The sequence below is a fragment of the Bradyrhizobium sp. MI1.3 genome, assembly GCF_055811695.1.
Genome location: NZ_JBVVPQ010000013.1, coordinates 1 through 13,491 on the forward strand (window position 1 = coordinate 1; position 13,491 = coordinate 13,491).

Consider the following 13,491-nt stretch of genomic DNA (forward strand, 5'->3'; position numbering starts at 1 on the left):
CGTCACCTCCGGCATCGATGCCATCATGTTGGTGAATTGCGGACCCGAGAACGAGCCGTGCAGCACCGGCACGTGGTAGGGATCGACCACATTCTCGAAATGCTGGAGCCAGTTGCAGGGGATGATCGCGGGACCGCCGCCGCCGATCGAGGAATCGTCGGCCTCGACGAACTCGCCGTCGTCCATGGTCTCCAGGCATTCATAGGCCGGTAGCACCGGACGTTTCTCGGCCGGGCCCATATAGGCGAAGATCAGTCCGTAGCGTTCCTCGACCGGATACCAGGGCTGGCGCACCTTGTCCTTGAACTGGCCGCCGTCGGGCTCGCAGGGCTGCTCCAGGCAATGACCCTCGGTGTCGAACTTCCAGCCGTGATAGCAGCAGCGGATGCCGTCCTCCTCGACCTTGCCATAATAGAGCGTGGTGCCGCGGTGGCAGCAGCGAGCGTGCAGCAAACCGGCGCGGCCGTGCTTGTCGCGGAACAGCACCAGATCCTCGCCGAGCGCGCGAACCTTCTTCGGCGTGTCGGTGGCGTCGCTGATGAGCCCGACCGGATGCCAGTAGCGGCGGAGCAGTTCGCCCATCGGCGTGCCGCGCACGACCGAGGTGAGCTCGGTGCGGGTGTGCGCCGGCTTCATCGCATAGGCCGTGCCGAGATCGCGATCCCGCTGGGTGATGCTCATACCGGTCCTCCCGCAGTTGGCCGTACCGGCCGGGCCATTTTTGATGCCTTGTGCCAAGTGAAGATTAGATAGATGACAATGTCAACGATTTCCAAATGCCTCTTAGTCGCATTCGGATCAGGCTGGGGAGGTCGCGCTACCAAGACTTGGCACGCCGCGGCTTTCTTGGCAGAGGTGGATCATGAGCCAGACATCAAGCAGGGCCGGGCGCACATCGTCCGATGCGGACGAAAGTCAGTCGCCGGCGCCGATCACTGTCATGCTGTCGTCACGGCTGATGGTGCTGGCCAATCTGCTCAAGCGCGGTGCGATCCTGCGCTACAAGCGCCTCGCCGGATTGTCCTCCGTCGAGTTCGGCCTCGTCGCCTCGCTCGGCCGTCGGCCGCCGATGAGCGTGGCGCGGCTTGCGGAAGCCGTCGGCCAGGACAAGGGGCAGATCAGCCGCGCGCTTGCGGAACTCGTGTCGCGCAAGCTGATCGCGAAATCGGCCAACCCGAAAGACAGCCGCGAGGTGCTGGTCTCGCTGACCGCAACGGGCCTTGCGGCACATGATGCGATCGTCGCCGGTGCGCAGGAGCGCAATCGGCGTTTGCGCGAACATCTGAGCGAAGCCGAGTTCGCGACCTTGCTGCAGCAGGTCGATCAGCTGACGGCGATCGCCGCCGAGATGCTCGAGAGCGAGAAGATTTCGCGCTGACGTTTCGGCGATCCCGGAACATGTTGGATCGCTTCCAAGACCCTTTCCAAGACCCTTTCCAAGACCGTTTCCAAGACCTTTTCTAAGACTCCTTCTAAGAGGCTTTCAATTAGGGAATTCGCGCGCGCTCCCCTAAGCGTCACCGCAAGCGCATGCCGTCATGGGCCGACAGCATGTGCAATCAAAACACGCAGTTTTGGGGTTGCGCGTGAACAGTCTTGGAATGCTGCGGTCGGCCGTGTTGGCGACCGCATCCGCTTGGGTTTTGCTGCCGCAGGCTTCGCTTGCACAATCTCCTGCGCAGAGTGGCGCGCAGAACATTCCGTCGGTGACCGTCAGCGCGCCGGAAGCGCGCCGCCGGCCCGCCTCCGTCCAGCGTAGCGCGCCGCGATCATCCGAGCTGACCGCCAGCCGGAGCAGGCCGCCGCCGCGCAATGTCGGTTTCGTCGAGACGCCACGCGGGCCGGTGCACGGCTACGTCGCCGGCCGCAGCTCGTCCGGCACCAAGACCAACACGCCGATCATGGAGACGCCGCAGGCGGTGTCGGTGATTGGCGCGGAGCAGATCCGCGACCAGAAGGCGAACAAGCTCGACGAGGTCCTGCGCTATACCGCCGGCGTCCGCGCCGGGACCTTCGGCGCGGACACGCGCAACGACTGGTGGCTGATCCGCGGCTTCAAGTCCGACGATGTCGGACTGTTCCTCGACGGCATGCAGCTGTTCTACACGTCCTATGCGAGCTGGAAGCTTCAGACGCCCAACATGGAGCGCGTCGAGGTGCTGCGCGGTCCGTCGGCCGTGCTCTATGGCGGATCGAGCCCGAGCGGCATCGTCAACGTCATCAGCAAGATGCCGCCCGCGGAGCCCGTCCGTTTCATCGAGACCGGCGTCAACAATTTCGGCAATGCCTATGTCGGCTTCGATGTCGGCGGTCCGGTCGCGACGAGCCCTGAGAACGGCAAGCTGTTCTACCGCGTCGTTGGCCAGGTCCAGAACGGCCCCACGCAGGTCAATTTCACGCCGGATGACAACTACTTCATCGCGCCCTCGGTGACCTGGAAGCCGGACGCCGACACGACGTTCACGGTGCTGGCTTCAGCTTCCCGGCAGGAAACCCGTGGCATCAACTTCCTGCCCTATGAGGGCACGGTGACCAACGCTCGGTTCGGCAAAATCCCGACCAGCTTTTTCGCCGGCGATCCCAGCGTCGACAAGTTCACGCGCGAGCAGGAGATGCTGGGCTATCAGGTCGAGCGCAATCTCACCGATGATCTGACATTCCGGCAGAATGCGCGCTTTGCGCACGTCGACGTGACCTATCGCGGCTACGTCGGCAACAATTGGGCTGACATCAACACGGCCAGTCTCGGTCGCTACAATTGGTACGCGAAGAACACCGCCAACCAGGCCAATCTCGACAACCAGCTGGAGTACCGCTTCAACACCGGCGCGGTGCGGCACACCATGCTGTTCGGGGTCGATTTGAAGGGCTACCAGATCGACGACTATCAGGCTTTCAACTTCGGCACCGTTCCTTCGATTAACGTCTTCAATCCCGCCTATGGATTTGACATTCCGTTGACGGGCGCGCCGTTCCGCAACTTCCAGATCACGCAGAAGCAGGCCGGTACCTATCTTCAGGACCAGATGAAGCTCGGCAACTTCACGCTGGTGCTGAGCGGCCGCAACGATTGGGTCGAGACGACGCAGGCTGCCCGTGATACCGGCGCCACGCTCGCCAGCCGCGACGACAGCAGGTTCAGTGGGCGCGCCGGGCTGATCTACAATTTCGACAACGGCATCGCGCCCTATGTGTCGTACGCCACGAGCTACAATCCCATCATCGGCCTCAACGCGCAAAACCAGCTGTTCCTGCCGGAGACCGGCCAGCAGGCGGAAATCGGCGTGAAGGTCGCGCCGAGGGGATTTGACGGCTATTTCACCGCTTCGGTGTTCGACTTGAAACGTCAGCATGTGGCAACGACCGACCCTGTCGTCACGACCTTGCAGAACCAGACCGGCGAGGTGACCTCGCGCGGCATCGAGCTCGAAGCGGTGGCGAACGCCACGCGTGAGCTCAAGCTGATCGGCTCGTTCACGGCCTACCATTTGTTCAACAGCAGGGATCTGGACCCGGCGCTGGTCGGCAAGACTCCGACCAACACGCCTGAGCTCCTGGTGTCCGGCTGGGCGGACTACACCTTCAAGGACGGGCCGCTGGCGGGGTTCGGCTTCGGCGGCGGCGTCCGCTATATCGGTTCGTCGTGGGCGGATGCGGCCAATACCCTTGAGGTTCCCGCGGTCGTGCTGGGCGATCTCGCGCTCCACTATGAATGGCAGAACTGGCGCACCGCGCTGAACGTGGTCAATTTGACCGACAAGATCTACGTCGCCAGCTGCGCGGCGGCGTCCTCCTGCTTCTACGGCGACCGCCGGCGCGTCACCGCCAGCGTTTCCTACAAATGGTGAGGACAGGCCAAATGGTGGGGAAAGGCGAAAGGCGATCGTGAGAGCCTGACCGGCTCGTCACCCGGCTTCCACCACGAGATCGATGAGCTCGCGGGCCATGCCCCCCGGCCCGAAGCTCATGCGAGCGCGGCGCGCGACGACCCAGCCACGTTGCCGCCGCGCTCGCCACCCATTTTTCGCTGCGGCGAAGCGGGCGCCTCCTGCCCGACGCATTCGCCAGACGAGCCCGGGTCCGATCGTGATGCATGGCTCCCGGGTCGCTCGCCCGATAATGGGCGCGCTTGGCCTCGTTGTAATCTGGACTTTGCAGCGTCGCGGCCTAGATAGAGTGAGCCTTCCCAACCACGGACGTCACGGCCCAGCGCGTGTGGACTGATCGGGGCGCCCTTGCTGGGGCGGTCGATCTGCTCCATACCAGCCGCGGGGTGATTCCGGGATTTCCACCGTTCTGAGGGCGACAAAGGGCCTAAAAAGAGCGTGTCTTGCGCCCATTGGTGCACTGCGCTAAGGCTCAGAACAATTCCAAACTGGACGAATCCGTGGCTGTCCCGAGGCTGCGGGAAAAAGGGCTCGTCAATGAGCGGCATTCTGCAGAACTATCTTCCACTCGTCGTCTTCATAGGGGTAGCGGGCCTCATTGGCCTGGTGCTGCTGATCGCGCCGTTCATCGTGGCGTTCCAGCAGCCTGACCCGGAAAAGCTGTCGGCGTATGAGTGCGGTTTCAACGCCTTCGACGACGCCCGCATGAAGTTCGACGTCCGCTTCTATCTCGTCGCCATCCTCTTCATCATCTTCGACCTCGAGGTGGCGTTCCTGTTTCCCTGGGCTGTGGCGTTCGGCAAGCTTGGCGCGACCGGCTTCTGGTCCATGGTGGTGTTCCTTGGCGTGCTGACGGTCGGGTTCGCCTATGAATGGAAGAAAGGCGCACTGGAATGGGATTGAACCCTGTGTCGTCCGCCGGTCCGGTTCTCGCGCCGGCCCCCAAGGGCATCCTTGACCCGTCGACCGGCAAGCCGGTCGGGGCCAATGATCCGTTCTTCCTCGAGGTCAATTCGGAACTGTCCGACAAGGGCTTCTTCGTGGCCGCGACCGACGACCTCATCACCTGGGCGCGTACCGGCTCGCTGATGTGGATGACCTTCGGTCTCGCCTGCTGCGCGGTCGAGATGATGCAGGTGTCGATGCCGCGCTACGACGTCGAGCGCTTCGGCTTCGCGCCGCGCGCCTCGCCGCGTCAGTCGGACGTGATGATCGTCGCGGGGACCCTGACCAACAAGATGGCGCCGGCGCTGCGCAAGGTCTACGACCAGATGCCCGAGCCGCGTTACGTCATCTCGATGGGCTCCTGCGCCAACGGCGGCGGCTACTATCACTATTCCTACTCGGTCGTGCGCGGTTGCGATCGTATCGTGCCGATCGACATCTACGTGCCGGGCTGCCCGCCCACGGCGGAAGCGCTGCTCTACGGCGTGCTGCTGCTGCAGAAGAAGATCCGCCGCACCGGCACCATCGAACGCTAAGGTTTTACGTCATGGACGACGCCAAGCTCGACGCCCTGGGGCAGACGATCGTTAGCGCGCTTCCGGGCGCCGCCATCGGTCATTCGGTGGCCTTCAACCAGCTCACGGTCGATGTCGAGGTCAGCAAGATCGTCGAGGTGGTCAAGTACCTCCGCGACGACCCGAACTGCCGCTTCATCAATTTCACCGACATCACGGCGGCGGACTATCCCTCGCGCGAGAAGCGCTTCGACGTGATCTATCACTTCCTGTCACCGACCCTGAACGCGCGGGTCCGGCTCAAGGCCCAGGCCGACGAGACCACGCAGGTGCCGTCGCTGATCGAGGTGTTTCCCGGCGCCGACTGGTTCGAGCGCGAGGCCTACGACCTCTACGGCGTGATCTTCGTCGGTCATCCCGACATGCGCCGCCTCCTGACCGATTACGGCTTCGAGGGTCATCCGCTGCGCAAGGATTTCCCGACCACCGGCTTCCTCGAGGTCCGCTATGACGACCAGGAGAAGCGGGTGGTGTACGAGCCGGTCAGGCTCAACCAGGAATTCCGCAAGTTCGACTTTTTGTCCCCGTGGGAGGGCGCCGACTATCCGGTCCTTCCGGGCGATGAAAAAGCGGGGCCGAAGGTCTGATCATGAACGAGCAACCCGAACAGCTTCGCAACTTTACGATCAACTTCGGACCGCAGCATCCAGCTGCGCACGGTGTTCTTCGTCTTGTGCTTGAATTGGATGGTGAGGTCGTCGCCCGCGTCGACCCGCATATCGGCCTGCTTCACCGCGGCACCGAAAAGCTGATCGAGCAGAAGACCTATCTGCAGGCGATCCCTTATTTCGACCGCCTCGACTACGTCGCGCCGATGAACCAGGAGCACGCCTTCTGCATGGCTGCGGAAAAGCTGCTCGGCATCGAGGTGCCGCGCCGCGCGCAGCTGATCCGCGTGCTCTATTGCGAGATCGGCCGCATCCTGTCGCATTTGCTCAACGTCACCACGCAGGCGATGGACGTCGGCGCGCTGACCCCGCCGCTGTGGGGCTTCGAAGAGCGCGAAAAGCTGATGGTGTTCTACGAGCGCGCCTCCGGCAGCCGCATGCACGCAGCCTATTTCCGCGTCGGCGGCGTGCATCAGGACCTGCCGCAGAAGCTGGTCGACGACATCGACGCCTGGTGTGATCCGTTCCTGAAAGTGGTCGAAGATCTCGACCGGCTGCTCACCGCCAACCGCATCTTCAAGCAGCGCAACGTCGACATCGGCGTCGTCTCGCTGAAGGAAGCCTGGGAGTGGGGCTTCTCCGGCGTGATGGTGCGCGGTTCGGGCGCGGCCTGGGATCTGCGCAAGTCGCAGCCCTATGAATGCTACGCCGAGATGGATTTCGACATCCCGATCGGCAAGAACGGCGACTGCTACGACCGCTATCTGATCCGCATGGAAGAGATGCGCCAGTCCGTGCGCATCATGAAGCAGTGCATCCAGAAGCTGAACGCAGCCGACGGGAAGGGCCCCGTCGTCGTCGAGGACAACAAGGTCGCACCGCCGCGCCGTGGCGAGATGAAGCGCTCGATGGAAGCGCTGATCCACCACTTCAAGCTCTACACCGAAGGCGTCCACGTGCCGGCCGGCGAGGTCTATGCCGCGGTCGAGGCGCCCAAGGGCGAGTTCGGCGTCTTTCTGATCTCGGACGGCACCAACAAGCCCTACAAGTGCAAGATCCGCGCGCCGGGCTTTGCGCATCTGCAGGCCATGGACCACATCTGCCGCGGTCATCTGCTCGCCGACGTCTCGGCGATCCTCGGCTCGCTCGACATCGTGTTCGGAGAGGTCGATCGGTGATGGCGCAGGCGCCGATCCAGTTTGACCGCGCCTCGGGGGCCCTTGAAGGGGCCAACCTGTGGGAGCGGACGGCTGCCTTGGCGCTGGTGACGGGATCGAAGATCTCGTCGCACTTCTCGCATATGGGCTACATCGCCTGCGCCAATCTGCTGCGGAAGACGCTGCCCGAGCGCAACATCGCGATCAAGCTCAACCCCGACGCCGTGTTCGAATTTCCCTACGGCGACGGCTATTGGAGCAAGCTGCTGAACCGCTCCTACAATTATGAGGACGAGCTGGAGCTGTTGTTCGCCGATTCCATCGACGTCGACTACACGCTGCTCGATTGCGGCGCGAATTACGGCTATTGGTCGGTGCTGGTGTCGAGCAAGCCGTTCGGTTCGCACAAGGCGATCGCGATCGAGCCGTCCGGGCAGAACTATCCGAAGCTCGCCAACAACGCCCGCATCAACGGCAGCCGCTTCGAGACCATGAAATGCGCGATCGGCGCGGCCCGTGGCACCGCGCGTCTGTCAGGCACCAAGCACGAGGCCTTCAGCATTGCCGGCGATGCGTCGGCGGTCGGCGAGGACGTGCCGGTCATCGCGCTCGACAATCTGATCGACGACGGCAAGGTCGCTAGCACCGGCAAGTACCTGATCAAGCTCGACGTCGAGGGCGTCGAGATCGAGGCGATCAAGGGCGGCGCCCGGCTGCTCCAGGCCGACAGCGTCGTCATGTGCGAGGAGCACGGCAGCGACCGCTCGCACGCAGTCTCGCGCTACATCCTCGAACACACCCCGCTGAAGCTGATCGTCTACGATCCCAGCACCCGACGTATGGAAACGGTGACCGAGCTGTCGATCCTCGACCGCATCAAGGTCTCGACCCACGTCGGCTACAATGTCTTCGGCACCGCAAGCGCATTCTGGCAGGACAGGATCAATGCCCTGAATGCGAAAACCGCGCGCCGCATGCAATGAGAGATTGAAGAGATGTCCGTTCGCCGATTAGCACCGAAGGAAGTCCAGCCCGCGAGCTTTGCGTTCACGGAGGAGAACCTCGCGTTCGCCAAGCAGCAGATCGCGAAATATCCGGCCGGGCGCCAGGCTTCGGCCGTGATCGCCATCCTCTGGCGGGCGCAGGAGCAGCACGACGGTTGGGTCTCGGAGGCCGCGATCCGCGTCATCGCCGACATGCTCGACATGCCCTATATCCGTGTGCTCGAGGTCGCGACCTTCTACACGATGTTCCAGCTGGCCCCGGTCGGCAAGAAAGCCCACGTCCAGGTCTGCGGCACGACGCCGTGCCGCCTGCGCGGCGCCGAGGATCTGATCCACGTCTGCGAGCACCGCATCCATCACGAGCCCTTCCATCTCTCCAAGGACGGCAATTTCAGCTGGGAGGAGGTGGAGTGCCTCGGTGCCTGCGTGAACGCGCCGATGGTGCTGATCGGCAAGGACACCTATGAGGATCTGACCAAGGAAAGCTTCGGCAAGGTGCTCGACGGTTTTGCCTCGGGCAACCCGCCCAAGCCCGGTCCGCAGAACGGCCGCCAGTTCTCGGCGCCGACCGGTGGGCCGACCACGCTGAAGGAGATCACCTGATGCGTGATCTCGCCTCGCCGCCAGTTGAAGGGAGCAGTGTTGTGAAGAAGTGGGGCTTCGTCGCAATGCATTCCGCCGTGGCGGCTACATTCATTTTCCTGCTTCAGCGCTTCGCCCTGAACGCGTCGCTGGAATCCAGTCTGCTCTGGGCGCTGACCTTCGCCGTCTGCGCCGCCGGGCTTGCCTACAAGCAAGCCAACCGTTGATCGGAAAGCACTGACATGCTCGAGGACAAGGACCGCATCTTCAAGAACCTCTACGGCCTCCACGATTGGGGCCTCGAGGGCGCGCGGCGCCGCGGCGCCTGGGATGGCACGAAGAACATCATCGACAAGGGCCGTGACTGGATCATCAACGAGATGAAGGCGTCGGGGCTGCGCGGCCGCGGTGGCGCCGGCTTCCCGACCGGCCTGAAATGGTCGTTCATGCCGAAGGAATCGACCGACGGCCGGCCGAGCTATCTCGTCGTCAACGCCGACGAATCCGAGCCCGGCACCTGCAAGGATCGCGAGATCATGCGGCACGATCCGCATCTCCTGATCGAGGGCTGCCTGATCGCGAGCTGCGCGATGAACGCGCATGCCTGCTACATCTATGTCCGCGGCGAGTTCATCCGCGAGCGCGAGCATCTCCAGGCGGCGATCGACCAGGCCTATGAGGCCAAGCTGGTCGGCAAGGACAATATCAACGGCTGGCCGTTCGACATCTATGTCGCCCACGGCGCCGGCGCCTACATCTGCGGCGAGGAAACCGCGCTGCTCGAGAGCCTCGAAGGCAAGAAGGGCCAGCCGCGGCTGAAGCCGCCGTTCCCGGCGAATGTCGGCCTGTACGGCTGCCCGACCACCGTCAACAATGTCGAGTCCATCGCGGTTGCGCCGGACATTCTGCGTCGTGGCGCGGCGTGGTTCGCCGGCATCGGCCGTCCCAACAATGTCGGCACCAAGCTGTTCTGCATCTCCGGTCATGTCGAGCGGCCCTGCAACGTCGAAGAGGCCATGGGCATTCCGTTCCGTGAGTTGATCGAGAAGCATTGCGGCGGCATCCGCGGCGGCTGGGACAACCTCAAGGCCGTGATCCCGGGCGGCTCCTCCGTGCGCATGGTGCCGGCCGAGCAGATCATCGACACGCCGATGGATTTCGACAGCTTGAGCAAGCTGCGCTCCGGTCTCGGCACCGCGGCCGTGATCGTGATGGACAAGTCGACCGACTTGATCCGCGCCATCGCCCGCATCTCCTATTTCTACAAGCACGAGAGCTGCGGCCAGTGCACGCCGTGCCGCGAGGGCACCGGCTGGATGTGGCGCGTCTTGACCCGCATGGCCGACGGTCGCGCCCACAAGCGCGAAATCGACATGCTGCTGGAAGTCACCAAACAGGTCGAAGGCCACACCATCTGCGCGCTCGGCGACGCGGCGGCTTGGCCGATCCAGGGCCTGATCGCGCATTTCCGTCATGAGATCGAAGCGCGCATCGACCAATATTCGCACAAGGCCGACATCGACGATGCCGGCGTCCGCGATCCCGTGAACATGGTCGCGGCGGAGTAGAGACAATGACCAAGCTCATCATCGACGGCAAAGAGATCGATGTCCCCGCCGAATACACGCTGCTTCAGGCGTGCGAGGCGGCCGGCGCCGAGATTCCGCGCTTCTGCTATCACGAGCGGCTGTCGATCGCCGGCAATTGCCGGATGTGCCTCGTCGAGGTGAAGGGCGGTCCGAAGCCGGTCGCGAGCTGCGCCTGGGGCGTGCGCGATTGCCGTCCGGGTCCCAAGGGCGAGGCGCCGGAAATCTCCACCCGTTCGCCGATGGTGAAGAAGGCGCGCGAAGGCGTGATGGAATTCCTTCTCATCAACCATCCGCTGGATTGCCCGATCTGCGACCAGGGCGGCGAGTGCGACCTGCAGGACCAGGCGATGGGCTATGGTGTCGACACCAGCCGCTTCGCCGAGAACAAGCGCGCCGTCGAGGACAAATATCTCGGCGCGCTGGTCAAGACCTCGATGAACCGCTGCATCCAGTGCACCCGCTGCGTCCGCTTCTCGGCGGAAGTGGCCGGCGCCCCCGAAATTGGCGCGACCGGCCGCGGCGAGGACATGGAGATCACGACCTATCTCGAGCACGCGCTGACGTCTGAGCTCCAGGGCAATCTCGTCGACATCTGCCCGGTCGGCGCGCTGACCTCGAAGCCTTATGCCTTCGCCGCGCGCCCGTGGGAGCTCGGCAAGACCCAGTCGATCGACGTGATGGACGGCGTGGGCTCTGCGATCCGCGTCGACACCCGCGGCCGCGAAGTGATGCGTATCCTGCCGCGCATCAACGAGGCCGTGAACGAGGAGTGGATCTCGGACAAGACCCGCCACGTCGTCGACGGCCTGCGCACGCAGCGCCTCGACCGGCCCTATATTCGCGAAGCCGGCAAGCTGCGCGCGGCGAGCTGGCCCGAGGCCTTTGCCGCGATCGCCGCGAAGGCGGCCCGCACCGACGGCAAGCGGATCGGCGCGATCGCGGGCGATCTCGCCGGCGTCGAAGAGATGTTCGCGCTGAAGGATTTGCTGGCCAGCTACGGCTCGGCCAATCTGGCGGTGCAGGGCGGCGATGCCTTCGACCCCGCGCTCGGCCGCGGCTCCTACATCTTCAATCCGACGCTCGCCGGCGTCGAGCAGGCCGATGCGCTGCTCATCATCGGCGCCAATCCGCGGAAAGAGGCGGCCGTGTTCAACGCCCGCATTCGCAAGCGCTGGCGCGCCGGCGGTTTCAAGGTCGGCGTGATCGGCGCCAAGACCGACCTGACCTACGATTATGACCATCTCGGCGCAGGCACCGACACGCTCGGTGAACTCGCGGCCGGCAAGCACTCCTTCATGGACGTGCTGAAGAACGCCAAGAACCCGATCATCCTGGTTGGTGCCGGCGCCGCCTCGCGCCACGACGGCGCCGCCATTCTCGCAGCCGCCGCCAAGCTCGCGCTCGACGTCGGCGCGCTCAAGGACGGCTGGATCGGCTTTGGCGTGCTGCATGAGAGTGCCTCGCGCGTCGGTGCGCTCGACATCGGCTTTGTCGCCGGTCAGGGCGGGCTGAACGCGGCGCAGATGACGACGTTCGGGACGCTCGATCTGCTGTTCCTGCTCGGCGCCGACGAGATCAAGCCGTCGGACGGCACCTTCGTCGTCTATATCGGCACCCACGGCGACCGCGGCGCCCATCGCGCCGACGTGATCCTGCCGGCAGCCGCCTATACCGAGAAGTCGGCGATCTACGTCAACACCGAAGGCCGCGTGCAGATGACCGGACGGGCCGCATTCCCGCCGGGCGAGGCTCGCGAGGACTGGGCGATTGTCCGCGCGCTGTCGGAGGCGCTCGGCAAGAAGCTTGGCTATGACTCGCTTTCGGCCCTGCGCCAGGCGATCTTCAAGGCCGTGCCGCATCTGATCCGTCTCGATCAGATCGAGGCCGGCTCGGCCGATCAGATCAAGAAGCTCGCGGGGAAGGGCGGCACAACGGAGAAGGCTCCGTTCAAGCCGCTTGTCGAGGACTTCTATTTGACCAACCCAATCGCGCGTGCGTCCGCCGTGATGGCGGAGTGTTCGCGGCTTGCCTCCGGGCAGATGCTGACCGCAGCGGAGTGAGCCGATGGAATTCTTCGAAAGCGCATTCTGGACCGGGTTTCTCTGGCCGCTGATCATCATGATCGCGGAGAGCGTCCTGGTGCTGGTCGTCCTGCTGGTGGCGATCGCCTACATCCTGCTCGCCGACCGCAAGATTTGGGCGGCGGTGCAGATCCGCCGCGGCCCGAACGTGGTCGGTCCCTGGGGCCTGCTGCAATCCTTCGCCGACCTCCTGAAGTTCGTGCTGAAGGAGCCGATCATCCCGTCCGGCGCCAACAAGGGCGTGTTTCTCCTTGCCCCCTTGGTCTCATGCGTGCTCGCGCTCGCGGCCTGGGCGGTGATCCCGACCAATCTCGGCTGGGTGATCTCCGACATCAATGTCGGCGTTCTCTTCATCTTCGCGATCTCGTCGCTGTCGATCTACGGCATCATCATGGCCGGCTGGTCGTCGAACTCGAAATATCCGTTCCTCGCGGCGCTGCGCTCGGCGGCGCAGATGGTCTCCTACGAGGTCTCGATCGGCTTCGTCATCATCACGGTGCTGCTCTGCGCCGGCACGCTGAACCTCTCGGCCGTGGTCGAGGCGCAGCATGTCCGCGGCCTCGCCAGCCTGATCGGGCTGCCGCAGCTCACCATCCTGAACTGGTACGTCTGGCCGCTGTTCCCGATGTTCGTGATCTTCTACGTCTCGGCGCTGGCTGAAACCAACCGTCCGCCGTTCGACCTCGTCGAAGCGGAATCCGAGCTCGTCGCCGGCTTCATGGTCGAGTACGGCTCGACGCCGTATCTTCTATTCATGCTCGGCGAGTATGTCGCGATTGCCACGATGTGTGCGATGGCGACGATCCTGTTCCTCGGAGGCTGGCTGCCGCCGGTGGACCTGCCGCCCTTCAACTGGGTGCCGGGCATCATCTGGTTCTCGCTAAAGCTGTTCTTCATGTTCTTCCTGTTCGCGATGGCCAAGGCGATCGTGCCGCGCTACCGCTACGATCAACTGATGCGTCTCGGCTGGAAAGTCTTCCTGCCGCTGTCGCTGGCGATGGTGATCGTGGTGGCAGGTGTGCTGCACTTTGCCGGCATCGCGCCGAAGTGAGGGCCGTCATGG

General features: G+C 64.0%; 13 protein-coding genes. 12 read left to right on the forward strand and 1 reads right to left on the reverse strand.

Annotated features, from left to right (window positions below; all coding sequences use genetic code 11):
- Window positions 1-681 (reverse strand): Rieske 2Fe-2S domain-containing protein (locus AC0L3A_RS11915; RefSeq protein WP_473254397.1); only part of this gene is annotated, 681 nt, incomplete at its 3' end.
- 181 nt (window positions 682-862) lie between these two features.
- Between AC0L3A_RS11915 and AC0L3A_RS11920 the strand changes: the two genes are divergently transcribed.
- The 12 genes from AC0L3A_RS11920 to nuoH all read left to right on the forward strand — a co-directional run bounded on the left by AC0L3A_RS11920 (window position 863) and on the right by nuoH (window position 13,479).
- Entirely contained in the window at window positions 863-1,378 is a 516-nt protein-coding gene (locus AC0L3A_RS11920) for a MarR family winged helix-turn-helix transcriptional regulator (RefSeq protein ID WP_007603531.1), read from the forward strand.
- A gap of 223 nt (window positions 1,379-1,601) precedes the next feature.
- Window positions 1,602-3,848, forward strand: coding sequence for a TonB-dependent siderophore receptor (locus tag AC0L3A_RS11925; protein WP_473254459.1), 2,247 nt, complete (start codon window positions 1,602-1,604; stop codon window positions 3,846-3,848).
- A gap of 576 nt (window positions 3,849-4,424) precedes the next feature.
- Window positions 4,425-4,790, forward strand: a complete 366-nt coding sequence (locus tag AC0L3A_RS11930) for an NADH-quinone oxidoreductase subunit A (protein WP_007603535.1) — start codon at window positions 4,425-4,427, stop codon at window positions 4,788-4,790.
- Window positions 4,781-5,368, forward strand: a complete 588-nt coding sequence (locus AC0L3A_RS11935) for a NuoB/complex I 20 kDa subunit family protein (RefSeq protein ID WP_007603537.1) — start codon at window positions 4,781-4,783, stop codon at window positions 5,366-5,368. Before AC0L3A_RS11930 ends, AC0L3A_RS11935 begins: the two co-directional genes overlap by 10 nt.
- An 11-nt stretch (window positions 5,369-5,379) precedes the next feature.
- Entirely contained in the window at window positions 5,380-5,994 is a 615-nt protein-coding gene (locus AC0L3A_RS11940) for an NADH-quinone oxidoreductase subunit C (RefSeq protein ID WP_007603539.1), read from the forward strand.
- Window positions 5,995-5,996: 2 nt separating this feature from the next.
- Complete coding sequence (locus AC0L3A_RS11945; RefSeq protein ID WP_007603549.1) at window positions 5,997-7,193, forward strand: NADH-quinone oxidoreductase subunit D; 1,197 nt, start codon at window positions 5,997-5,999, stop codon at window positions 7,191-7,193.
- Window positions 7,193-8,155 carry an FkbM family methyltransferase gene (locus AC0L3A_RS11950; protein ID WP_007603550.1) on the forward strand — a complete coding sequence of 321 codons (963 nt, stop codon included), beginning with the start codon at window positions 7,193-7,195 and terminating at the stop codon, window positions 8,153-8,155. The genes AC0L3A_RS11945 and AC0L3A_RS11950 overlap by 1 nt, the downstream gene beginning before the upstream one ends.
- A gap of 12 nt (window positions 8,156-8,167) precedes the next feature.
- Complete coding sequence (nuoE, locus tag AC0L3A_RS11955) at window positions 8,168-8,779, forward strand: NADH-quinone oxidoreductase subunit NuoE (protein ID WP_018455089.1); 612 nt, start codon at window positions 8,168-8,170, stop codon at window positions 8,777-8,779.
- Window positions 8,779-8,985, forward strand: a complete 207-nt coding sequence (locus AC0L3A_RS11960; RefSeq protein ID WP_473254398.1) for a hypothetical protein — start codon at window positions 8,779-8,781, stop codon at window positions 8,983-8,985. Before nuoE ends, AC0L3A_RS11960 begins: the two co-directional genes overlap by 1 nt.
- Window positions 8,986-9,000: 15 nt before the next feature.
- Window positions 9,001-10,326, forward strand: a complete 1,326-nt coding sequence (gene nuoF / locus AC0L3A_RS11965; RefSeq protein ID WP_354164105.1) for an NADH-quinone oxidoreductase subunit NuoF — start codon at window positions 9,001-9,003, stop codon at window positions 10,324-10,326.
- Between the two features lie 5 nt (window positions 10,327-10,331).
- Window positions 10,332-12,407, forward strand: a complete 2,076-nt coding sequence (gene nuoG, locus AC0L3A_RS11970) for an NADH-quinone oxidoreductase subunit NuoG (RefSeq protein WP_473254399.1) — start codon at window positions 10,332-10,334, stop codon at window positions 12,405-12,407.
- Window positions 12,408-12,411: 4 nt separating this feature from the next.
- A complete protein-coding gene (gene nuoH, locus AC0L3A_RS11975) occupies window positions 12,412-13,479 on the forward strand; it encodes an NADH-quinone oxidoreductase subunit NuoH (protein WP_007603555.1) in 1,068 nt (355 codons plus the stop codon).
- Window positions 13,480-13,491 lie beyond the last annotated feature (12 nt).